At 42.0% G+C, this 23,149-nt stretch carries 26 protein-coding genes and 1 pseudogene; 8 read left to right on the forward strand and 19 right to left on the reverse strand.

All coding sequences use genetic code 11. The annotated features are described in order from the left end of the window. Positions 1 to 133: 133 nt before the first annotated feature. From M2353_RS17850 to pta, 8 genes and pseudogenes are all read right to left on the reverse strand, one after another. A complete protein-coding gene (locus M2353_RS17850; protein WP_056704175.1) occupies positions 134 to 574 on the reverse strand; it encodes an SMI1/KNR4 family protein in 441 nt (146 codons plus the stop codon). Next, positions 574 to 2,361 (reverse strand): T7SS effector LXG polymorphic toxin, encoded by a 1,788-nt coding sequence (locus M2353_RS17855; RefSeq protein WP_284725822.1) that lies wholly within the window; start codon positions 2,359 to 2,361, stop codon positions 574 to 576. Before M2353_RS17855 ends, M2353_RS17850 begins: the two co-directional genes overlap by 1 nt. A gap of 84 nt (positions 2,362 to 2,445) precedes the next feature. Next, a complete protein-coding gene (locus M2353_RS17860; protein WP_284725823.1) occupies positions 2,446 to 2,769 on the reverse strand; it encodes a hypothetical protein in 324 nt (107 codons plus the stop codon). A gap of 15 nt (positions 2,770 to 2,784) precedes the next feature. Continuing rightward, positions 2,785 to 3,180, reverse strand: coding sequence for a CDI toxin immunity protein (locus M2353_RS17865; RefSeq protein ID WP_284725824.1), 396 nt, complete (start codon positions 3,178 to 3,180; stop codon positions 2,785 to 2,787). Between the two features lie 11 nt (positions 3,181 to 3,191). Continuing rightward, positions 3,192 to 3,428, reverse strand: a pseudogene (locus tag M2353_RS17870) (T7SS effector LXG polymorphic toxin); the annotation flags it as partial. Between the two features lie 68 nt (positions 3,429 to 3,496). After that, positions 3,497 to 3,775: a YwqI/YxiC family protein gene (locus M2353_RS17875; protein ID WP_008343583.1), complete on the reverse strand. Its 279-nt coding sequence runs from the start codon at positions 3,773 to 3,775 to the stop codon at positions 3,497 to 3,499. 4 nt (positions 3,776 to 3,779) lie between these two features. Further along, positions 3,780 to 4,178, reverse strand: a complete 399-nt coding sequence (locus M2353_RS17880; protein WP_041507929.1) for a YwqH-like family protein — start codon at positions 4,176 to 4,178, stop codon at positions 3,780 to 3,782. A gap of 181 nt (positions 4,179 to 4,359) precedes the next feature. Further along, positions 4,360 to 5,331, reverse strand: coding sequence for a phosphate acetyltransferase (pta, locus tag M2353_RS17885; RefSeq protein ID WP_008343597.1), 972 nt, complete (start codon positions 5,329 to 5,331; stop codon positions 4,360 to 4,362). A 239-nt stretch (positions 5,332 to 5,570) separates the two neighbouring features. Between pta and hemQ the strand changes: the two genes are divergently transcribed. Both hemQ and M2353_RS17895 read left to right on the forward strand, forming a co-directional pair. Beyond that, positions 5,571 to 6,341 carry a hydrogen peroxide-dependent heme synthase gene (gene hemQ, locus M2353_RS17890; protein WP_024719459.1) on the forward strand — a complete coding sequence of 257 codons (771 nt, stop codon included), beginning with the start codon at positions 5,571 to 5,573 and terminating at the stop codon, positions 6,339 to 6,341. Between the two features lie 67 nt (positions 6,342 to 6,408). Beyond that, complete coding sequence (locus tag M2353_RS17895; protein ID WP_284725825.1) at positions 6,409 to 7,569, forward strand: MFS transporter; 1,161 nt, start codon at positions 6,409 to 6,411, stop codon at positions 7,567 to 7,569. Positions 7,570 to 7,584: 15 nt separating this feature from the next. On the opposite strand, the gene M2353_RS17900 is transcribed toward M2353_RS17895, so the two are convergent. Then, complete coding sequence (locus M2353_RS17900; RefSeq protein WP_073413039.1) at positions 7,585 to 8,064, reverse strand: Lrp/AsnC family transcriptional regulator; 480 nt, start codon at positions 8,062 to 8,064, stop codon at positions 7,585 to 7,587. Positions 8,065 to 8,209: 145 nt separating this feature from the next. Between M2353_RS17900 and M2353_RS17905 the strand changes: the two genes are divergently transcribed. The 6 genes from M2353_RS17905 to M2353_RS17930 all read left to right on the forward strand — a co-directional run bounded on the left by M2353_RS17905 (position 8,210) and on the right by M2353_RS17930 (position 14,312). Further along, on the forward strand, positions 8,210 to 9,442 hold the full coding sequence (locus M2353_RS17905) for an MFS transporter (protein WP_284725826.1): 1,233 nt from the start codon (positions 8,210 to 8,212) through the stop codon (positions 9,440 to 9,442). A gap of 149 nt (positions 9,443 to 9,591) precedes the next feature. After that, positions 9,592 to 10,197: a bacilysin biosynthesis protein BacA gene (locus M2353_RS17910; RefSeq protein WP_047945786.1), complete on the forward strand. Its 606-nt coding sequence runs from the start codon at positions 9,592 to 9,594 to the stop codon at positions 10,195 to 10,197. Position 10,198: 1 nt separating this feature from the next. Beyond that, positions 10,199 to 10,906 carry a 3-((4R)-4-hydroxycyclohexa-1,5-dien-1-yl)-2-oxopropanoate isomerase gene (gene bacB / locus M2353_RS17915; protein WP_017368257.1) on the forward strand — a complete coding sequence of 236 codons (708 nt, stop codon included), beginning with the start codon at positions 10,199 to 10,201 and terminating at the stop codon, positions 10,904 to 10,906. Continuing rightward, a complete protein-coding gene (locus M2353_RS17920) occupies positions 10,903 to 11,664 on the forward strand; it encodes an SDR family NAD(P)-dependent oxidoreductase (protein ID WP_217967727.1) in 762 nt (253 codons plus the stop codon). Before bacB ends, M2353_RS17920 begins: the two co-directional genes overlap by 4 nt. Positions 11,665 to 11,679: 15 nt before the next feature. Beyond that, complete coding sequence (gene bacD / locus M2353_RS17925; RefSeq protein ID WP_284725827.1) at positions 11,680 to 13,101, forward strand: alanine--anticapsin ligase; 1,422 nt, start codon at positions 11,680 to 11,682, stop codon at positions 13,099 to 13,101. A 17-nt stretch (positions 13,102 to 13,118) separates the two neighbouring features. Further along, positions 13,119 to 14,312, forward strand: a complete 1,194-nt coding sequence (locus tag M2353_RS17930; RefSeq protein WP_268430658.1) for an aminotransferase class I/II-fold pyridoxal phosphate-dependent enzyme — start codon at positions 13,119 to 13,121, stop codon at positions 14,310 to 14,312. A 15-nt stretch (positions 14,313 to 14,327) separates the two neighbouring features. Here M2353_RS17930 and M2353_RS17935 read toward each other — a convergent pair whose 3' ends face one another. From M2353_RS17935 to M2353_RS17980, 10 genes are all read right to left on the reverse strand, one after another. Beyond that, on the reverse strand, positions 14,328 to 15,119 hold the full coding sequence (locus M2353_RS17935; RefSeq protein WP_272914028.1) for an SDR family oxidoreductase: 792 nt from the start codon (positions 15,117 to 15,119) through the stop codon (positions 14,328 to 14,330). Between the two features lie 92 nt (positions 15,120 to 15,211). After that, positions 15,212 to 15,667 (reverse strand): dTDP-4-dehydrorhamnose 3,5-epimerase family protein, encoded by a 456-nt coding sequence (locus M2353_RS17940; RefSeq protein WP_008343612.1) that lies wholly within the window; start codon positions 15,665 to 15,667, stop codon positions 15,212 to 15,214. Continuing rightward, positions 15,660 to 16,514, reverse strand: coding sequence for a dTDP-4-dehydrorhamnose reductase (gene rfbD / locus M2353_RS17945; RefSeq protein WP_047945790.1), 855 nt, complete (start codon positions 16,512 to 16,514; stop codon positions 15,660 to 15,662). The genes M2353_RS17940 and rfbD overlap by 8 nt, the downstream gene beginning before the upstream one ends. 3 nt (positions 16,515 to 16,517) lie before the next feature. Next, positions 16,518 to 17,483 (reverse strand): dTDP-glucose 4,6-dehydratase, encoded by a 966-nt coding sequence (gene rfbB / locus M2353_RS17950; protein ID WP_284725829.1) that lies wholly within the window; start codon positions 17,481 to 17,483, stop codon positions 16,518 to 16,520. Next, positions 17,480 to 18,220, reverse strand: coding sequence for a sugar phosphate nucleotidyltransferase (locus tag M2353_RS17955; protein ID WP_284725830.1), 741 nt, complete (start codon positions 18,218 to 18,220; stop codon positions 17,480 to 17,482). The genes rfbB and M2353_RS17955 overlap by 4 nt, the downstream gene beginning before the upstream one ends. A gap of 2 nt (positions 18,221 to 18,222) precedes the next feature. Continuing rightward, positions 18,223 to 19,251: a glycosyltransferase gene (locus M2353_RS17960; protein ID WP_284725831.1), complete on the reverse strand. Its 1,029-nt coding sequence runs from the start codon at positions 19,249 to 19,251 to the stop codon at positions 18,223 to 18,225. Continuing rightward, entirely contained in the window at positions 19,248 to 19,988 is a 741-nt protein-coding gene (locus tag M2353_RS17965; protein ID WP_284725832.1) for a cytidylyltransferase domain-containing protein, read from the reverse strand. Before M2353_RS17965 ends, M2353_RS17960 begins: the two co-directional genes overlap by 4 nt. Then, a complete protein-coding gene (locus M2353_RS17970) occupies positions 19,978 to 21,093 on the reverse strand; it encodes an N-acetylneuraminate synthase family protein (RefSeq protein ID WP_284725833.1) in 1,116 nt (371 codons plus the stop codon). The genes M2353_RS17965 and M2353_RS17970 overlap by 11 nt, the downstream gene beginning before the upstream one ends. 1 nt (position 21,094) lies before the next feature. Continuing rightward, positions 21,095 to 21,970, reverse strand: a complete 876-nt coding sequence (locus tag M2353_RS17975; RefSeq protein ID WP_284725834.1) for a GNAT family N-acetyltransferase — start codon at positions 21,968 to 21,970, stop codon at positions 21,095 to 21,097. Then, positions 21,967 to 23,145 (reverse strand): DegT/DnrJ/EryC1/StrS family aminotransferase, encoded by a 1,179-nt coding sequence (locus M2353_RS17980; protein ID WP_041091357.1) that lies wholly within the window; start codon positions 23,143 to 23,145, stop codon positions 21,967 to 21,969. The genes M2353_RS17975 and M2353_RS17980 overlap by 4 nt, the downstream gene beginning before the upstream one ends. Between the last annotated feature and the right edge of the window lie 4 nt (positions 23,146 to 23,149).

The raw sequence follows: 23,149 nt of genomic DNA on the forward strand, positions 1-23,149 counted from the left end.
AATTTTTGATTTATCTTTAAATTTTACTTAACAGGTCACTCAACCCATACTTATATTCCAAATTATGAATTTCGACTTTTGCAATTCTCATCTATTAGTTAATCAATGCAAAGTAACTTTTGAAAGGCTTTTATTAGTCTGCTAGTAAATCTAGATAATATTTATCATCCTCTTGTATTTTGGTTAAAAATTCTTCCAAAGAATTAGCGATTTTTATATCATAATAATATATTGCGCTTTTATCCTTTTCATTCAATTCAATTGACATTAATGCTGTCTCATTTGCTTCAAAAAAGATTAATTTGTTATTCTCAAATTCATCATAGATTTCAATGTCAGGATAAAATTCAAAATCATTAGCCCTTAATCGAAAGTCTCTTACAGAATAAGGGTCCATGATGCGATTAGTGTTAAACTCAGACCCATTAATAAAACCGTAACCTACCTCTATATAAAAACGAATTAACTCCTTAGGAAACTTTAAATCAAGTTCCTTTTCAACATCTAAGATTTCTTTTTCAGTTACTAAAAAAAAACTATTTTCTTCGTTTTTCTTAATAATTTCATATCCCATTATTTTTTAACTCCTTTAAATAATGTATTTGCGGGTGAACCTGCTCCATGTATACCTGCTTGATGCTCATTTGGAAATTTTGCAGGATGCATATTCCACCACTCATGCTCTCCTCCAAAAGTATTTTCAATTATATGGTGAGCATCATACTTATCTCCTTTTTTTCTAATTACTTTACCAGTTTTTCCTGAAATAATATTCTCATTATACACTGGCCACTTTTGTCCAGTATTTCTTTCCCACTCTTTGATTACTTTATTTTTCACACTATCAAATTTCGCCCGATGCTTAGCTGTTTCTATAGGTGACATTTTGCTATACTCTTTATTTCTTAATGCTGCTTTCAAATTATCTATTTGGTTTTTAGGTAACTCTCTTCCTGTTCGTCCTTCTATATCTCTAACATATTTTTTTATTGTATCAGAATCTATCTTACTCCCTGTACTAGTAGTAATCCTCTTTACCGCACTCTTCCCTTTATCTATCTTAAAAACATATTTCCCTACCTTCACTATTTTTGCGATTGGGATAATTGAAGCTGCGGACAGAACTTGTTCTGTGCTACTAATATTTTTGCTGGTTTCAGGGTCTTTGCCGGTGACGGCTCGATAACCGTCATAGATTCCGCTGTATTCTAGGATGATGTTTTCGGTTGTTGAGACAACTTCACCGTCTAATATGCGTTTCGCATTGCCTCGGCTCCGGCTTTCTGGGATTTTATCTACTTCTTCTATTCTAACTTCACCGTTTGCGATATACGTTCGAATGATTTGTTTATTGGCGTAAACGGTGTATCTCCCGCCTATAAAATCAATGTTCGACGGATCTGTGACGACTTCATCAGCGATGTCGAATTCTTTTAGCTTTTTGATGCCTTTTACGTTATATAGTTTACCATTTACGACCCTGATGTCTCTATGAATCTTACTTTTCCCGCTCACAGCTTCCCTTTGCAATGTCGTAAGTGATGGATCGTTTGCTGTGACTTGTTGATTAATGTTTTTATGAGATTCGTCCCGAACCACCGTCTCCACATTCGCCTGTTGTTTCTCTCTCAGCTTCTTCAGCATGATCATCATCGGGTTTTCTTTCATGTTGTCTATTTTGTCATTCAATCCACTGATGGTGTTGCTTATTTTTTCTTCTTTTCCATTTTTGAAAATAGACCCTTTTTGATAACTCGTGATGTCGATTTTTGGGCCGGTGAACATGGTGCTTAGCGTGTTGATGAATTGTTTCATTGTTTGAAGGGAGCTTTTTGTTTCTTGCAAAGCACTTGTCTGCTCCCTGTCAAATGCATGAAGCAGACCAATGGTTCTTGAGGTCTCAAGCCATGCCTTTTGATAGTTTTGCTGAAAAGCTGATTCGTCTACACTTGGCAAGTGAACAATATGACCAACTCTGCCAATGGCGTGGTTCACCTCTGATACGATTTCAGAAATCGCTCGCTCCGCTTTTTTTAAGCCTTGATCAAGTTCGTGTTCAATAAATGCTTGTGATATAAAGCCGTGCTGATTTGATTCAAGGGTATGAAGCGCCTGCTTTGTTTGTTTGAGCGCAGAGCTGTATTCCTCAATGACAACCTGAAAAAATTGCAGGAAGGGAATATGGCATTCTGTATAAAAGGAGCGGATGGCTTGTCCCGCCTCTCCCTTTAGTGCGCCATCAAGTGAGATGATCTGTTGGATTTGTTTTTCTATGGAGCTAATCTGTTGTGATTGCTGCTTTAATGTATTCAGCGTTTGGTCAATTCCGTTTATTAGCGCAAAAGCATCAAGGGTTTTCATTGCGTTCTCCTTTATTTTCTTTTACTGCTGGAAGCAAGCGCCTTGTCCGTTTCGATCATGGTGTTCACCGCTCATATTAGATGTTTACTTAACGATACATTCAGGTGAAAATTTCACAAAAACAGAGTTTGTACCATCATCCATCATTCTTTTCAATTCCTTACCTAATGAATAATTAGAATTTGGTTCTGTTTGCAATACACAAACAATATTTCCACCCTCACCTTGAGTTAGACAGGTTAATTGTAAATATTCATTGTTATCATAAATAAAAGAAACGATGTAATCATAGAAATTACCTTCTAGGTTATCCTTATTTAATTCCTCCTTAAAAACTCTAACTACGGTTCCAGCCCAAATTTGAGTATCATCTTCAACTTCCTGAACAGATATCCAATCATTATCCATCATTCTATTACATCCCTACTTTAATCCTACTTTCACTTCACCATCATGAAATATTTCAATAACATAACCAGAAGATGGTGAAAAAATCCATGTATCAAAACTGACTGCAGTAACATCATCTATAGCTTCAAAAACTTTATCTAAAGTAGATTGAATAATTGGTAACGTCCCTTCATCCCAAATGATATAAACAACATCATTATACTCATCCATTTTTTGATTTAAAAAAGATTGTATCTCATCAAACGTATTCACTTCAGCATAAGAAGATAAATTCTTCCATTCAATTTGCCCCCAATCAGAAAATGGAAATGAACTTTCAAAATGGCTTAATATTTTCTCCCTACTATTATCATATAAAACGTGTACATTCTCACCAAGTGCCTCAATACATTCATCAAATAAACTCATATAAAATCTCCTTATCTATTCAAGTGTTTTAATAAAGATTTAAAAGTACCTTCGTTACCTTCAAATGGTATAGCGATTTTCTTTGCATTAGCTCCTTTACCATTACGAAAATCTTCAATATTTATATGTGGTCCCTTATTAGGATCATAATCTAATCTCCATCTTACTTTTCCGTCAGCAGACTGCCTACCAACAACTTTACCATACCCAGCACTCGACTTAAGCGTACCTGTATATGGTTGTGCATTGGGTCGGGTTATTACAGGAAGAGATCCAATAACAGATGATAAAGTCGCAGGTATGGATCGTTTCTCCTTTATTTTCTTTTACTGCTGGAAGCAAGCGCCTTGTCCGTTTCGATCATGGTGTTCACCGCTTGTTCTGTTTGTACAAGTTGTTTCTGAAGAATGTCTATATAGGATGTACTTAATTCGTTCAGCTGCTGATTGATTTTTTCTAATGTGTCTGCCGTCAGGAGCTGATTTCTTCCTTTGATGGTTGTTGGAAGTGTTGCATTCATTTGAGCGCCTGATTGTTTTGCATGCTGTAATACTCGTTTGACCTGACTGGCATCTATTTTAATTTCTCTGCTCATGTGACTACCCTCTTTTTTCTTCCAGTTGTTTCTGCTTTTCTTTCTCTATTTTTCTTTCAACCGAATGAATTTCATGTTCTAATGAATGGATCTCTGATTTTAAGTCGCTGATTTTCTCATCAATTCGATTCAATAGATTGGTCAGCTGTACACTTTTTATCTCTTGACTGGCGGATGCCATCTCGTCTCGAATGTCATCAAACGTATCTGCGAGATGGCCAAACCATGTATGTGATGTCAGATCTGGATGAGTCATTTTCTTGTTAGCATCTGCCAGAGCAGACTTTGCTTCTTTGATTTCTTTTCGACACATGTTCAGTTCTATGATTTGTTCTTTTTTTATGGATATGTCTGCCTTTAACGAATACAAGGCTGTTGTATAACCGATGATAGCTCCAGACATCGTCAAACACCTCTATTCCTCAAATAGTCCTCTGTTATGTTACCATTTACTAGCACAAGAGGCATATGATTGAAAACGAATTCACTTAAAAATGAATCGTATGTATTGGGTTTTTATACCTAATTCACATAAAAAAAGCTAGCTTCGTTTTGACACGAAGCTAGCTTCTTGGATGATTATATTATAGTGCTTGAGCTGCTGTGATAAGCGCAAGATTGTAAACGTCTTCGGCATTACAGCCTCTTGAAAGATCGTTTACTGGCTGATTTAGACCTTGTAGGATTGGACCTACAGCTTCAAAGTTACCTAAGCGCTGGGCAATTTTGTAGCCAATGTTTCCAGCTTCAAGGCTAGGGAAAACAAATACGCTAGCATCGCCTTTGATGACGGAATCTGGTGCTTTTTTCGCTGCCACTGAAGGAACGAAAGCTGCATCGAATTGGAACTCTCCATCAAGAACAAGCTCAGGTGCTTTTTCTTTTGCAATGCGAACCGCTTCAGATACTTTGTCTGTTTCGTCTGATTTTGCTGAACCTTTTGTAGAGAAGCTAAGCATTGCTACACGTGGTTCGATGTCAAACATTTTTGCTGTGTTTGCACTTTCGATCGCAATTTCAGCAAGATCTTGGCTGTCTGGTGCAATGTTGATCGCACAATCAGCAAACACATATTGCTCTTCGCCGCGAGCCATAATGAAGACGCCAGAAGTTTTCTTTACGCCTTCTTTTGTTTTAATGATTTGAAGTGCTGGGCGTACTGTGTCAGCAGTTGAGTGTGCTGCTCCGCTTACAAGGCCGTCTGCAAGACCTTTATACACAAGCATTGTACCGAAGTAGTTTTCATCCAGTAATGCTTTTCTCGCTTGCTCTTCTGTCGCTTTGCCTTTACGTCTTTCGACGAAAGCTTGTACAAGATCTTCAAAACCTTCATATGTATGAGGATCATACACGTCAACACCATCAAGTGTAAGACCTAATTCTTTTGCTTTTGCTTCTACTTCTTCCTTCTTACCTACAACAATTGGCTGCAATACTTTGCCATCTGCTAGTTTTTGAACGGCTGTTAGAATGCGTTCGTCCATTCCCTCAGGAAAAACGATCTTAACTCCTTTACCTGCAACCTTTTCCTGAACTGTTGAAAAAATATCTGCCACTTCAATACCCTCCTTGATTTTACAAAAAAAGCGTTCTCTTTTAAGCATACTCTTCTTCTACATAAATTCAAACTACCAACTTACATTATAGCGCTTACAATTTAAATTCTTATTTTTCAAACTAATTAAATCAATTTCTAGAAAAGCGTTTTCGTCGTTCAAGTTTTGATCACATCTTCATTTGGACAAACTATGTTATAGTTGGAACAGATGGAAAACTGTAAATAGGAGTGAAAGAAATGAGCGAACAACATACAACAAATGAAGCAGCTCAAACACTAGATGGCTGGTATGCACTGCATGATTTTAGAACGATCGACTGGACAGCTTGGAAGTTGCTAACAAGCGATGAGCGTCAAGCTATCATTCATGAGTTCACAGGTCTATTAGAAAAATGGAAAACAGCTGAGCACAATCAGGCTGGAAGCCAAACAATCTATAGTATTGTCGGCCAAAAAGCAGATATTATGCTCATGATTTTACGTCCGACCATGGAAGAACTGGGTGAAATTGAACTTGAATTTAACAAGACACGACTAGCAGAGTTTACGATTCCAGCTTATTCTTACGTGTCAGTTGTTGAACTCAGCAACTACTTGGCAGGAGGCGGAGATGGCGGAGACCCTTACGAGAACCCGCATGTACGTGCACGCCTCTATCCAGAGCTTCCTTCTTCTCAATATGTCTGTTTCTATCCAATGGATAAAAGACGTTCTGGCAATGACAACTGGTACATGCTTTCAATGGATGAGCGCAAATCCCTTATGAGAAGCCATGGTTTAATTGGCAGAAGCTATGCTGGGAAAGTAAAACAGATCATTACAGGTTCTGTTGGCTTTGATGATTATGAGTGGGGCGTCACTCTTTTCTCTGATGATGTGCTTCAATTTAAAAAATTGGTCTACGAAATGCGATTTGATGAAGTGAGTGCACGTTACGGCGAATTTGGTTCCTTCTTTGTTGGAAACCGATTAGCAAACGAGCAACTAGCGTCTTATTTCCATGTATGATAAACTCTTAAGGCTTCGGATCTCTCCGAAGCCTTTTTATGTATTTGTTTAGAAAGGTGATCTCATCATGAAAAACTTCCCCATCGCTATTTTTGCGTTAACGCTCGGTGCGTTTTCGATTGGCATGACTGAATTTGTGATCATGGGACTTTTGCCAAATGTCGCAAATGATCTTCATGTATCTATTTCTGCTTCAGGTCAGCTGATTACCGGATATGCACTCGGTGTCGCAGTTGGCGGCCCTATTTTAACGTTATCAACTGGAAAAATGTCGAGAAAACGTCTCCTCATTCTATTAATGATTCTTTTCGTAGCAGGAAATGCTGTCGCAGCTGTATCGTCTTCTTATGGTCTCTTGATGGCTGCACGTATTTTAACGTCATTTGCCCATGGTACCTTCTTTGGTGTCGGCGCCATTATGGCTGCACGGCTTGTTCCTAAGGAGCGAAGCGCAAGTGCGATCAGCTTCATGTTTACAGGACTGACAGTAGCCAATGTACTGGGTGTGCCATTTGGCACCTTTATCGGAAATCAATTCGGCTGGCGCATGTCATTTCTCGTTATTGCTGTCATTGGTCTCATTTCCTTAATCGGTATTATCAGTTTAGTACCCAATCAATCGAAAGAAGAAGTATTAGATATTCGAAATGAAATATCGGTGTTGAAAAAGCCGCAGGTCCTCGTCTCCTTTGCGATGACGATATTCGGTTTTGCGGGTGTGTTTACCGCCTTTACGTATATCAGCCCGATCCTGCTGCAAGTGACTGGCCTTCAGGAAAACGGGGTCACCCTCATTCTTGTCCTCTTTGGGCTTGGGGTCACCATTGGGAATTTAGTCGGTGGAAAACTTGCGGACTGGAAGCTGATGCCGAGTATTATCGTCACATTGATCTTGCTGATGGTTGTCCTGTTGTTATTCACATATACATCTGCCTTTAAAGTGCCTGCCGTGCTGACGATTTTTGTTTGGGGAATCATTTCATTTATTCTCGTTCCTACCTTGCAATACCGCACGATGAACATGGCACATGAAGCCCCGACACTCGCATCAACGCTCAGTCATTCTGCCTTTAATATTGGAAATGCCGGCGGTGCAGCGCTTGGCGGTCTTGCTATCGAAATCACACATTTACAGCTTGTCCCGCTCTTTGCGGCAAGTGTAACATTCATTGGATTGATCATTACGATCATGAGCTATCAGTCAGATAAACGAATCAAAAGGACCTGAGGGCAGGTCCTTTTTCTATTTCACCACGGTCATTTCTGGCTCTTCTATTTGTTTCACACGTTCATGAATGGGATGGGTAAAGGAATGCTCTGATAAGACAATATGAGAGACCGTTTTTGTAAAGCCAGACACATCTTGAATAAACGCTTCAATTTCTTCAAGAGAAGAAACAGACAGCTTAATGAAAAAACAGGACTGTCCTGCCACTCGATAAGCAAAGAACGCACGTGGATGCTGGTTCATAAATGTCACAAAACGCTGATACTCCCCATTTAATACGGTGACTTCCAGTAAACAGTCTATCATCAGACCCAACTTTTTATAATTGACTTGAACAGAATACCCTTCGATAATCCCTGCATCCTCCAGTTTTCGCACTCTTTCTGCTACCGCAGGCGCCGATAAATTCACTCGTTTGGACAATTCCCTCATTGATAAGCGGGCATCTTCTCTCAATTCGTTTAAAATATGCACATCCACATCGGTGATTTTCATTCGTTACGCTCCTATCCCAAAATCGTTCCATTTGAAAAGTATTTTATGATGATACTTATGATACGAAATGTAAAATAAAACTAAATAATGGTAGAATTTATTTTAACGGAATTGAATGAAAAAGCAAGTATGGAGGGATCACTTGATGAAAGAATCTTTAGACAGCCAGGCTTCTAAAACATTTCCCATCACACTTGCCATTGCACTCACACTTGGCGTTTTTGCGGCGGGATCGGAGGAACTGGTGATTTCACCACTGCTGCCTGATTTATCAAACTCCTTTCAGCACTCTCTTGATGTTCTCGCTCTTTCCATCAGCATTTATGGGTTAGCTGTGTTGGTTGGAGCTCCGCTGCTCGTTCCTTTAGGGGACCGATATTCAAGAGAGCTGTGTTTGATGATTGGGCTGTCTTTCTTTTTGATTGGAACAGTGATGTGTGCTGCTGCCCCAAATTTGGCCGTGTTTTTTGCAGGTCGTGCTATTTCTGGGCTGGCAACTGGTGTATTTGTGCCAACAGCCTATGCTCTTGTGGGCGACCGGGTTCCATACGAATATCGCGGCAAAGTGATGGGACTCATTGTATCGAGCTGGTCTCTTTCTCTTGTCCTTGGTGTGCCCATTGGCGCCTTTATCGGCCAGAGTTTAAACTGGCGCTGGACGTTTTGGATCTTCGCTATGATGAGTCTCATTGTCCTGCTGCTCGTCATCCTTGAATCAAGAAAACAAGTCAGAGCAGCTGATCCGAAGGCACCTCAAGCTAGAGAGAAAACAGGCTCTTTATGGGGAGCTTTGAAAATCGATCGTGTGCCTGCCTATTTGACTGTGACGTTTTGCAATATGCTTGGATTTTACGGCATGTACTCGTTTTTAGGTGCTTATTTGCAAAGTCTGTTTGATGGCGGACAATCAACAGCTGGACTTCTTATTATGGCTTATGGCGTCGGCTTTTCTATGAGTATGTTTACTGGAAAATTAGCAGACTGGTTCGGTAAAACCCGTTCCCTTGTCCTCGTGCTGGGTGGAATTGCGCTTGTTCTAGCCTTGCTTCCTTATGCGCCATTCTCGTGGATGTTGCTGATTTTCGCCCTATTTATTTGGGGTGCTATGCAAAGCTTATCTGTCACGCTTCTAAGCACCGTTCTAAGCGACTGCTCTCAAACCCATCGCGGGAAAGTGATGGCTTTTTACAGCCTGGCCTCCAACCTTGCTGTTATGCTCGGTTCCGGACTGATGGGACCCGTTTATGTCCATTTCGGATATCATACGGTAGGTCTTGTCTGTGCATTGATCACACTTGTTGGTTTCATCATCAGCTTCGGCAGCTATAAACGAGAACGTGCCTTACAGAAAAAACAGCCAACTACTCTTGAAACGTAAGCACATTTCACTGCACATCTCGATATGTGCAGTTTTTTAGATCAATTTTTAATATCATCATATATTACATTTTTTATAAAATTTGTTGACAATTACCAATTTTAAATTTTATAATCTAGTAAAAATTTGAAAAAGATTGGATGGTAAACATGATCCTAAAGAATGATGATGTGTTTCATTTCAAAGAAGAGCCAAGCCCTTCACCTAAGATGTTTACAGTCAACACACTAGGCCCTAAGGGGACAAGCAGTGAATACGCAGCAAAACATTTCATCTCTCAATCCACCACTACACTCGGTACTCATACGAAACTATCCCTTTATGACACATTCGAAACTTGCATTGAACATACTCTCTCTCAACCACTTCAATTTACTCTCGTCCCACACGCATATGAAGGCATCAAACACTTCTACATGAGACCAGATCTACAGCTTTTACAAATTTTCAGATGTGACACGCCCATGTATGGTTTGGCTGTCAGACCTGATTTCCCATTCAATGAACAAATGCTCCACCATTTAAAAATTGTCTCACATCCTGCACCTGTCAATTTAATTCAATATTTCATTCACCAAAATGCTGAATTTGAACTTGTTAATTCTACAAGTACTGCCGCGCAGAAAGTAAGGGACGGCGAATTTGATTTTGCTTTAACGAATGAGGTGGCAAGAGCCACATATGGCCTCATCTTCATTCGAACGTTTAAAAGTATACCCATGAGCTGGTCCATATTCGGAAAAGGAGAGATGTAAGATGCAAACTGAACAAAAGACGCAAGAACGATATTTTCCTCAAGCGAAAAAATTAGAATGGGATAATGGCGTTATCCAATATTCCACTGTAAGAGGCGGTACGGAAGTGTTAATTTCATACGTCCCTCCCCGCACGATCATTGAACCTCACGAACATCCCGAAGCACAAATCGGCATTGTGTTAAAGGGCGAGCTTCAAATGACTGTCGGCCAATCGACTCAACTGCTCACCCCATTAGAATCAGCCTATATCGCACCACCGTTTGTCCCTCACGGCGCTTCAAATCTGACAGATGAAGAAGTGATCGCCATTGATATTAAGAGATTAAAGGATGACGAAGAATATACAGCTCCCCCCACTTATTTCTTAGACATTTTCAAAACACGGGATTTACTCCCTGGCATGGAAGTGACTTTTTTTGTGGAGGATTGGATGGAGCTGATGATTGCCAATATCCCTGGAAACGGTGGAGAAATGCCTTTTCATAAACATAGAAATGAACAAATCGGCATTTGCATCAGCGGAGGGTATGATATGACAATCGAAGGCTTTACAGAAAAGATGGAATTTGGCACCACCTATTTCTGTGATCCAAGGGAAGATCATGGGGCCATCAATCCAAAGCCAGAAGCATCAAAGTCTATTAATCTCTTCTTCCCTCCTCGCTATAATCGCTTAAAACCAAAGGCATCTAAGGTGAAGAAATGAAGCTGGATGGAAAAATTGTCCTCATTACAGGGGGTGCGTCGGGGATTGGGCTTGCTGCTGTCAAGCTCTTCCTCGAGCATGGAGCAAAAGTAGCTGTCGCTGACATCAATGAAAGCAGCGGCAACCAACTAATTGAATCATTGCCGCATGAGCACCTTGCATTTTTTAAAACAGATATTACGAAGGAGTCTGACTGTCACCAAACCGTTCAGAGCGTGCTGAGCCGATTCGGTGCCATTGATGTCCTCATTAACAATGCAGGCATCGAAATTGTCTCACTTATTCATGAGATGGCACTGGAGGATTGGCATCGTATTCTTCAGGTCAACCTGACCGGCGTCTTTCTCATGAGTAAGCATACTTTGCCGCATATGCTTGAAAAGAAAAGTGGAAGTATTATCAATACCGGATCTGTCGGAGGTCTTGTGGGCTGGCCTGACATTCCTGCATACAACGCAACAAAAGGCGGTGTCATTCAGCTCACCAAATCAATGGCCATTGACTATGCCGCTCATCAAATCAGGGTGAATTGTATTGCCCCTGGCATCATTGATACACCATTAAACGAGAAGTCCTTTTTAGACAACCACACAGAAAGTCTCGAGATCGTCAAAAAGGAAAAAGCAAAGGTGAATCCTATGCTGCGGCTTGGAAAACCTGAAGAAATTGCTGGCGTGATGCTCTTTCTCGCCTCTGATCTATCCAGCTATATGACTGGAAGTGTCGTCACAGCAGACGGAGGTTACACCGCTAGATAAAAAGGAGTGCTTTCATTGAGTAAAAAAACTGTACTTGTCATTGCTGATCTAGGTGGATGCCCGCCCCATATGTTTTATGAAAGCGTGGCGGCATCGTATCATATCGTTTCTTATATCCCGAGACCCTTTGCGATTACAAAGGGACATGCCGAGCTAATCGAAAAATACTCCATTGCGGTCATCAAAGACCGTGATTATTTTGATACACACCCTTCTTTTGAACACCCTGATTCTATTTACTGGGCACATGATGATTATCCAAAATCAGAAGAAGAAGTTGTGGAAGACTTCATTCGAGTGGCTTCCTTTTTCAAAGCAGATGCAATCACCACCAATAATGAATTATTCATTGCACCGATGGCAAAGGCCGCTGAACGTCTTGGGCTGCGAGGTGCCGGTGTCAAGGCAGCCGAAATGGCGCGTGATAAAAGCCAAATGAGGGCTGCATTCAACGCCTCTGGCGTCAAAGCGGTGAAAACTCAGCCTGTCACGACTTTATCTGATTTCCAAAAAGCCATTGAGTCTATCGGAACACCGCTCATTTTAAAGCCTACATATTTAGCCAGTTCTATTGGCGTCACCTTGTTTCATGACAAGGCTGGAAGTGATGATCTGTTTTTACAAGTACAATCGTATTTGGAAACCATACCAGTCCCAGACGCTGTCACGTATGAAGCACCGTTTGTCGCTGAAACGTATTTAGAGGGTGCTTACGAAGATTGGTATGAAGATGAAGGATATGCTGATTATGTCAGTGTAGAAGGGCTGGTCGTAGAGGGCGAATATCTCCCTTTTGTCATACATGATAAAACCCCTCAAATCGGTTTTACAGAAACGGCTCATATCACTCCGACGATCTTAGACAATGAAGCAAAGCAAATCATCATTGAAGCAGCAAGAAAGGCAAATGAAGGACTAGGTCTTGAACATTGTGCAACCCATACAGAAATCAAACTCATGAAAAATCGAGAAACTGGACTGATCGAATCAGCGGCTCGATTCGCTGGCTGGAATATGATCCCGAATATTAAAAAGGTCTTTGGCGTCGATATGGCCAAGCTATTGATTGATGTATTAGTTGATGGTAAAAAGGCTGTACTGCCAAAACAGCTGCTTTCTGGACATACATTTTATGTAGCGGACTGCCACCTGTACCCTCAGCATTTTAAAGAGAGTGGGCTTATCCCACCTGAAGCCACACATATCACCATTGATCATGTGTCTATTCCAGAGGAGGCATTCGTTGGAGATACTGCAATTGTCAATCAATCATTCCCTACCAAAGGGACTATGGTGGATCTTGCCTTATTTGAAGCTTTTAATGGAATCGTATCTCTTGAATTAAAAGGATCATCCTCACAAGACGTTGCCGCGTCCATCCGCAACATTCAGAAACAGGCAACGATTCAGTTAATGGATGAATTAGTGAAGGGATAGAAAGAGAGGCTGCTGTGGTGAAAATGTTAGCATCTAAAATGATTGAACGGCTGCCTGAACAAAAATTCGGCACCGTCTTTGAAAAAATTGCTCAAAAGACAAAAAACGGAGCAAACATCATGAATCTAGGTCAGGGAAACCCTGATCTACCAACTCCTCCCCATATCGTGAGTGCCCTAAAGGAGTCAGCGGGTGTTTTGCCATTTCAACAATATGCCCCTTTTAGAGGCTTTGACTTTTTCAAACAAGCCATTGCAGATTTTTACAGATCGGAATTCGGTGCTGAGATTGATCCGCAGAAGGAAATTGCTCTTTTCACTGGCGGAAAAACGGGACTGTATGTCATGAGTCAGTGTCTGCTTGATCCAGGAGATATCGCACTCGTTCCCGATCCAGGATACCCTGAATATCATTCAGGCATTTTGATGGCGGACGCCCAGCCATACAGTATCAAACTTGAAGAGAAAAATGGCTATTTACCAGATCTCTCCTCAATTGATCGTGATGTAGTCAAAAAAGCAAAAGTACTGTTCTTGAATTATCCGAATAACCCCACGGGTGCTGTCGCAAATGAGGCATTTTTTGAAGAGGCTGCTACCTTTGCCGCCGCTCACGAGCTGTATGTTATTCATGATTTCGCCTATGGGTCATTTCATTATGAACAAACACCCGTGAGCTTCATGAATACTCCTCTCGGGAAAAGTGTAGGAGTCGAATTATATTCTCTATCAAAGACTTTTAATATGGCAGGATGGAGAGTCGCTTTTGCTGTTGGAAATGAGGAGATCATTCATGCCATCAATACCTTCCAAGACCACGTGTTTGTCAGTATGTATGGCGGATTTCAACATGCAGCGACTGCTGCCTTGCAAAGTGATGACTGTCATATTCAATCATTAAGAGCGATATACCTTGAACGAATCAATTTCTTCATCCGGCAAGCGGCGAGAAAGCTTGGCTGGACAATCAAACGTCCACCCGGCGCCTTTTATTTATGGGCTCCGATTCCTGATGACTTTGAACATTCTCATGCCTTTGCTGACTATTTACTCGAACATGCCGATGTTGTCGTCACGCCTGGAGGAGTATTTGGAGCCAATGGGAGCCGTCATGTACGCATTTCAATGGTTGCCCCGATTGAAGAGCTTGCTCTCTTTATCGACCGTCTGTCCATCCTCCCCATTCGATTTCATCAAAAAACCCGCCTATAGCGGGTTTTTTTCAGTTTATATACTTTTCATCGTTCCACCGTCTACGGAGATTTGTTGGCCTGTGATATAAGAAGCTTCCTCTGATGCCATAAAAGCTGCCAATGACGCCATCTCACTCGCTGAGCCTACTCTTTGCATTGGGATACCTGATGCGACAGCTTGTACAGCCTGCTCTCGTGACACTCCCTGCTTCGTCATCATATTGCCGATAAATTGTTCATACCGATCGGTTGCAATAAAACCAGGATTTAAACAATTCACCGTAATACTAGACGACGCAAGCTGTGTGGCTGCATTTTTACTTGCATTAATAATCGCTGCATTCATCATACTATTCGTAAACATTTGTTCACCAGGTTCCTTCCACAGGTTCCCGACAATTTGAATGATCCGTCCATATTCATGTCTTTTCATCAATGCTACTGCACGCTTCATTGTATCTACGTAGGCGATGGCTTTTTGGGAGAAAGCAGCCAGCATCTGGTCAGTTTCACATGAATCAAATGTATCTGGTTTTCCTCCTGGAATGTTATTGATCAGCACATCGAGTCTGCCAAACTCCTTTTCTATTTCTTCAAAGGCTTCCGACCTCACCGCTTCAAGCGACATATCTCCACAGAATAGAGACAGCGGTTCCTTTGTTTCTGTCATATCTTGAATGTGCTGTTTCGTCTGTTCAAGTGAGGCCATATTTCTAGAGTTGATGATCACCTTCATATCACTCTGGGCGGCAAGTTTTATTGCGATTGCCTTTCCAATGCCTGTACTTGCCCCTGTGACAAATGCAATTCTTTTAGACAAACTCATCCACATCCCTTTTCATCAATATACATAAAATGACACATACAGAATGTATTTCAACAAAAAAAGACCTTTCTCCTGCGAAAGGCCTCTCTTCTCTATTTAAATGTCGTTTCCCAATTAAATCCGATCGCCTCATCATTCCACGCAATTCTCTTCTCATCTGGGTTTTTTGGGTCGTACGATTCTGTTGTAAAATACACAATCTGCAGCGGCGTCTCCCCTAATACGCGGTAGCCATGGGCAACTCCCTTTGGGATGAGGAGCAGCATCGGATTGTCTTCTCCCATATAATACACATCGGTTTGACCCTTTGTCGGGGAATCTTCTCTCAAATCGTATAAAACGACCTGTGCATGACCTGCTGGGAAAAACCAAACATCGTCTTGTTTTTCATGATAATGAAAGGCTTTGATCACTCCTGGGAAACTTTTCGACCACGACGCCTGCCCAAATCGCTTCAGCATCGGTTCGTCATCTCGAATAAGCTCTGCGAAAAAGCCGCGATCATCACAATGTTTCATGAGTTTTTTCGTTTGTACACCATCAATCATGCTGCTCGAATCTCCCTTCTTTCTGCAAGTATTCGTGAAGTGCATCCTTCCAATGTCTTGGCTTCCAACCTGTCGCTTCAATCGCTTGCAGGTCTAAAACAGAGTAGGCGGGCCGAGGTGTTTGGAAACCATACTCTTCAGTGGAAATGGGCTCAATTATCGTAGACAGACCGCTTGCTGCCACAATTTCTGCCGCAAAGTCAAACCATGAACAGCTTGCTCGGTTACTGACATGATAAATACCTGCTTTCTGGTCAAACAAGTGAATCAAAGCTTCTGCGGCATCCTTTGTATAAGTAGGAGACCCTAACTGATCATTGACGATGCGCAAATGATCCTTCGTTTCAGCCAGCCGAAGAATGGTATTCACAAAGTTATGTCCCTCATGTCCATAAAGCCACGATGTCCGAATGATCTTCACTTCATCTGATACAAGATGAATCAATTCTTCTCCAAGTTTTTTACTCTTTCCATAAATGGTTTGCGGATCTGCTTGTGCATCGACTTGATAAGGGGTATCCGCTTGCCCGTCAAATACATAATCTGTGCTGACATGTAATACATCCGCCCCTACGTTTTTAGCTTCAAGCGCTGTATAGTAGGCGCCAATCCCATTTACAAGATAGGCTTTTTCCGTTTCTGTTTCGCATTGATCCACAGACGTATAAGCAGCCGCACTGACAACAATATCCGGACGGAAATGTCTCATTGCATGTCTGACTGCCTGTTGATCTGTGATATTCAGCATACTCCTTGTTAAAGCAATGACTGTGATGTCTTTTTCTTTCAGCTGTTTCGTCAATTCTTTCCCTAATTGGCCGCCTGCACCGGTGATTAAAACTTTCATCGGTCACCCTTCTTCACTTTGATCATATTTGGCACGATACCAATCGATCGTTTTTTCGATACCTTTTTCGAATGAAGTTGCCTGCACCCAGCCAAGCTCTTCTTTTAGCTTACTAGCATCAATGGCATACCGCCTGTCATGCCCTTTCCGGTCTTGAATAAACGCGATTTGGTCATGAGAGATGCCTAGATGTGTGAGAATGGTTTTGGTTAAATCAAGATTTGTTTTCTCGTTGCCGCCGCCAATATTGTACACCTGACCGGCTGTTCCGTTTTCTACTACTTGTTTTACGGCTCTCGCATGATCCTCTACATACAGCCAATCGCGGATCTGCTTGCCGTCTCCGTATATCGGAATCTTTTCACCATTGACCGCTTTTCTAATAATGGTTGGGATTAATTTTTCTTCATGCTGATAAGGTCCGTAGTTGTTGCTGCATCTTGTGATCATGGCGGGTAGTTGGTGGGTGTGGATATAAGATTTCACAAGCAGGTCTGAACTTGCCTTGCTTGCTGAATAAGGATTATTCGGTGAGAGTGGTGTTTGTTCTGTGAAAGCAGGATCATTCGGCTCCAAATCTCCATATACTTCATCTGTGGAAATATGAATGAGTTTTTTCGCCTTTCCCTTTAAAACAGCTTCAAGCATACGATAGGTACCAAGGACATTTGTTTGGATAAAGGGTTCTGCTGACTCAATACTTCGATCGACATGTGATTCTGCTGCGAAATGAATGATGGCATCATAAGCTTCATCAAATACTTGATCCAGTTCGTCTTGCAGCGTGATATCTCCTTGGACAAAACGGAAATGAGGCAGATTTGATAAATATTCCATTTCCTCTGGATGACTGGCATATGTTAATTTATCAAATACGGTAAGCCGGACATCGGACTCTTGAAGCAGCAGCTTCACAAAATTCAGTCCAATAAACCCTGCTCCACCTGTAATTAAATAAGACTTCGTCATTCGTATCCCTCTTTTTCCTTCATCGTTTCAAACATTTTTATAGATGCTTCGTGGAGAGATTCATGTGTTCCTGCATCAATCCACCACCCTTTTAACATATCATAGGTCAGCTGGCTATTTGAGATGTAGAGATTATTCACATCAGTAATCTCTAGTTCACCTCGATCTGACGGCGAGATTTCCTCGATATATTGAAAGACGTCTTGATCATAAAAATAGATGCCCGTGACGCAGTAAGATGACCTCGGGTGCTCTGGCTTTTCTTCTATTGATAAAATTCGGTGATGAGCAGGATCAATTTCTGCAATGCCAAACCGTTTTGGATCTGCCACCTCTTTCAATAAAACCTTGGCTCCGCTTTCTTGTTGCCTAAAGGCGTCGACAAAAGGGCGTAATGAATCTTCAAATACATTATCACCAAGCATCAGCACAAATTTTTCCCCTTTAACAAAGGGCTTTGCATAGGATAAACCATCGGAAATACCAGACGCTTCTGGCTGTACTTGATACACAATGTTCATCCCAAGTTCACGATCATCTTCCAGTAACTTTTGAAACAACGGAATTTGTTCTTCCTGTGAAATCAGCATCACATCTACAATTCCTGCTTCTTTCAGTTTGAATAATGACCAATAAATCATCGGGTATGGACCAACCGGCAGCAAGTGTTTGTTGAAAACCTTCGTTAATGGTGCCAGCCGTGATCCTTTTCCTCCTGCTAAAATAACTCCCTTCACATCTACACATCCTTATGTTCTTTTTGGTGTGATTTCATGAGGTGTATAAGAATGTTTTTCACTCGTTCGATTCCTTTTCCATCAATGAGTGAACGTCCATTAAGATGAATGCTTCTGCGGAGAAAATAGCTGTCAGACAGTTTTTGAACAGCTTGCAACAGGTCTTTTTCTTCCACAAGGTCTCCTAATCCAAGGTGAAAACAAGCGCCCTTTTGCGCAAACATGCTCGCTGTCACTGCTTGGTGGTCTACTTGCGATAGGACAATGCTGGGCACCCCGATACAAATTACCTCATATAACGTCATACCGCCTGCTACGATAGCCACATCAGCTTCTGATAAAAGAACCGGTAGTTGATCTGTATGTTGAATGAATTGGATATGTTCCGCCTCTACTTGCTCTTTGATGTGAGAGGCTTTTCCTGCGACCGCTAAAATGTCTAGGTGATTTGTTTGAAGAAGCGCCGATACAGCCTTTGATAACAGGCCGCACGGATCACTGCCGCCAAGGCTGATGACCACCTTTTTACATTCTTTCCGAACCTCATATGTGTCTTTGAATCGTTTAAACTCGTGATCTAACAATAAATAGGGCGTTCCATGATAATAAGCCGTGCCATTAACCTGCTCGTGCTTCCCGTCCAGACCGCCATAAATGCCGTTTATGACCATGTCTGCAAGCTGACAGGCTTCCTCTCTTTTTTCCTCAAATAAGACCAACCTCGCACTGCCACAGGAGTCTTTGATCGTTTGAAGAAACTGAAGATCACAATCAAGGACATCTATGACTAAAAGGTCAGGCTTTAGCTTTTTGATGTCTTGTTGGATTTGTAGAAGCGCATTCGACTCATGCACCATCTGAACGTGCCACTCTGGGTGCGAAAGCATTTCTACACAAATCTGATCATTTGTATAGAAATATAAGTCGTTCCCTTCCTGAAGCAGTTCTTTTGCCAAACGTTTCATTCTGACGACATGACCCATTCCTCTTAAAAAACCCCCATAAACAACAATCATGATTTTTTTGTTCATTCAGCATCCTTCTGTCTCACAGATTGATTCAAACGAACAATGTCTGGATGTTGTTCACAGATGGAAATGAGCTCAGCTGTCGGCACAGCAATAGAACCACCAGCTTTCTCTAATAAACGGGTAGCAAACACATAATCTTCTTCTGTATCAATCGTGAATCGATAAGCAGGATATGCAAGTTCTTTGGGCGGTGTGAATAATTGAAGGTGAAATTGCTCGGGATGCTTTCTGATATACAGCGTGACATGCTCACGTTCTGAATAAGTGAGGGGAAATTTGTCGATTTCACATAAAATAGATGCCTCAATCATTTCCCCGGAAATACCGAGTGGTGTTCTGTTCGTATATGTGTAATCAGCCTTTTCCTGTCTATGTTTTTCAAGCATTTTCGACAAAAGCGAAGGATCTATAAATGGATTGTCTCCCGTTAAACGTACAACCGTTTTAGGTTCAAATTGGCGAACAATCTGCGCAAACCGCTCAAGCACATCTGCCTCACTGCCTCGAAACACCTTATAACCCTTTGACATACAGTATTGAGCCAAATAGTCATCCTCTGGCTCGACCGTTGTGGCAATCATAAGGTTTTGCATTTTGTGATGGTAATCATCTGATTGCTTCACCCGCTCCACAATCAAATCAATCAGCGCCATGCCGCCGATCGGTTTCATCACTTTTTTAGGCAGTCTTGTTGACCCCATCCTAGCCTGAATGACAAAAAGTACATCATGCATCATCTCGAGACTCCTGCATGAGTACGTCTTTCCACGAAACGCCTGTATGGGCTGGGATGTCTCTCACAGCCTTTGTGCCAAGTAAAATCGGCATATATCGCGGATGCAACCCCTGATTTTTTTGTCCAGGGCGCAGCACAGCTACATTTTCTGACGTGAGGGTCTCTCCCTTTGCAATGCCTTTGGTCGTAAAAATTCCTCGATACGCAAATTCTCGAATCTGCCCTTCAATGGCTGTTGTCGTTTTATAAGAACTGCCAAGAAGCTCCTCTGGTATTGAATGAACGTCTATTTCCCGCTGCTTTTCTGCTGCTCGAATGTGCTGAACCATTTCCTTTAATTCTTCAGGATTAAGAGCAAATGAATGATCCGCTCCGGGTAATGTTTTATCTATTGTAAAATGTTTTTCAATCATTGCTGCACCGAGCTTCACAGCGGCTACTGGCGCTTCCGTCGGGTGTTCACTATGATCTGAAAAGCCAATGACTGCTTCAGGGAAAGCGGATCTTAAGGTTTGAATCACCCGCAGGTTCGTATATGCTCTAGGCGCTGGATACTTTGCCACACAATGCATGATGGCGACTTGCTTATTTTGCTGGCTCGTAATCGTTTCGTATGCTTCATGAACATCTGCAATGGTGGCCCCAGCTGTTGAAAAAATGATCGGCTTGTGAAAAGAAGCCGTATGACGAAAAAGAGGCAAATGGTTGATTTCATAGGATGCCAGTTTAAAAGCAGGTGGATTCGTTTGATTCAATAAATCAGCCGATTCTTCATCACACACGGTGCTTAAAAACATCAATCCTTTTTCCTTACAACGCCTCAATAAGACAGGCAGCCATTCCGGCGGCAGCTCCATTTGTTCCACTAAAGAAAAAATAGACACTTCTTCTCCTTTGGCCGTTTCGTATAACCCCGGTTCCTTTTGATACATCCGATCCGCTTGAAACATTTGAAACTTCACCGCATCAGCCCCTGCTTCTTTTGCCACATCAATTAAAGCAAGTGCCTGATCCAGCTTTCCATCATGGTTAATGCCTGCCTCTGCAATGATAAAGACAGGCGCATCATCTCCCACTTTGCGATCTCCGATATAGAAATGCGCCATCTTACCTCTCTCCTTTTTTCGGCCACACATGGTAATACAAAAAGGCATTTGTTGTCCTAAACCCCATCTTTTCGTACAGCTGGATGGCTGTCGTATTATGAAGCTGTGTCCCCGCAGAAATGAAGTGATGCCCTCTGTGATGAGACACTTTCATCATCTCAATAAACAGCTTTTTTCCGATCCCTTTTCCTTGAACATCAGGTCTAATCGCAAAAAGCTCAAGCCCCATCTCATGCCCCTTTGTCATACCTTGAATCAAGCCAACCACTTCATCATTTACCTTGGCAACGAGGTTGATATCTGCGCGTCCGAGTAGGTTGTTTCTCATCCACTCCTGATAAAAATGCTGAACAACACGCTGGTCTAAATATGGATCAAGGGCATAACGGCTTTTCACAAAAGCCCGATCACCTAGTAAGACCGCCTCATCGTAATCCTTTTCATCTGGCACACCCATCACCACATCTTGATCTGATGATGGCATCTCCATGAGGGCAGGCGGTGCCTCAAGCCTAGTGAGACCACCGACATAATACACATGGGATAGTTTTTGAACAATGCGGTTTTTTTCAAGATCAGCCGCCTCAAGACGTAAAAAGAAAAAATCACATTTTTCTGTTCTCATCCAATTGATGAATCTCTCCATCAATTCTTTAAAGAGCAACGCTGATTCAGCTTCCACAAACTTCACATGAAAAATATGCTTGTCAAAAATGCCGCTCTCCCATTTGGACCATTCGTATAGCAGCACTGCTTTGAGCTTAGCGCCGCTGACAAGAGCAAACTGCTTGAATCCTGCCATGCGTTCCGCTTCATGACCATATGTTTTCAGCCAAGCTGCCAGCACCTGATCGTCTATTGCATGAACGACTTTCATGAAGAGGCCTTCTTGTCTTTTAAAATTGACACGACTGCGGTGATGACATCCTGCACATCTTCATCTGTCATACTTGGATAGAGCGGGAGCGAAAGCGTTCGTTTGTAATAAGTGAGTGCCTCAGGGAAATCCTCTGGTGAATGGTTGTAGGTCTCTTGATAATATGGATGCAAGTGAACGGGAATAAAATGAACACTCGTGCCGATTTTATATTCCTTTTGCAGCTGATCAATCATGTCATCGCGTGTGATCAGTGCTTCTTTTGGATCAACTTGCAGCACATATAAATGCCACGCATGTCTTCCCTCATCATGTACAGGCGGCAAGATGAGACCAGCTTCATGTTGAAATGCCTGATTGTATGTCTTCGCAATCTGTTCTCTACGTGTCTGCATCTCCTTCAACCGGCTTAGCTGAACGAGCCCTAACGATGCTTGCACGTCAAACATGTTCATTTTATAGCCCGGTTCCTCGACCTCGTAATACCATGTTCCCTTTTCTCCATAACGATTCCACGCTCCCTTGCTCATCCCGTGAAGCGCCAGCCTTCTGATTCTAGCCGCAAGTGCATCATCATTTGTCGTCAGCATGCCGCCTTCACCAGTCGCTATGTTTTTCGTTGCATAGAAGCTAAAAGCGGTCGCATCACCAATTGATCCAATCGGTTGATCATGATAGGTCGTATAGAGGGCATGAGCGGCATCCTCCAACACGAACAAATCATATTTTTTGGCAATCGCTAAAATTTGGTCCATATCACACGATTGACCAGCAAAATGTACAGGGACAACCGCTTTCGTATGTGGTGTAATGGCCGCTTCTAATTTTTTCGCATCTAGATTGAGTGTCGCCGGATCAATATCCACGAAAATAGGGGCTGCCCCCGTATGGATGATCGTATTGGCTGTTGCGCAGAACGTCAGAGGCGTTGTGATGACCTCATCACCAGCTCCAATGCCTCTCGCCTTTAACGCTAAAAATAGAGCAGCTGTGCATGAATTGACTGCTATTGCGTGCTTCGCTCCAGTCAGCTGCCTAAACTCTTCTTCAAACTGTCTAACTTTTGGTCCGGTGGACAACCAGCCGGACTTTAATGTTCCAATGACTTCATCAATTTCTTCCTGTTCAATAAAAGGCAGTGCATAAGGAAGAAATTGTGCTCTCTTTTGTCCCATATCG

Origin of the sequence: Bacillus aerius (assembly GCF_029894105.1) — a bacterium.
Classification (GTDB): Bacteria; Bacillota; Bacilli; order Bacillales; family Bacillaceae; genus Bacillus; species Bacillus altitudinis.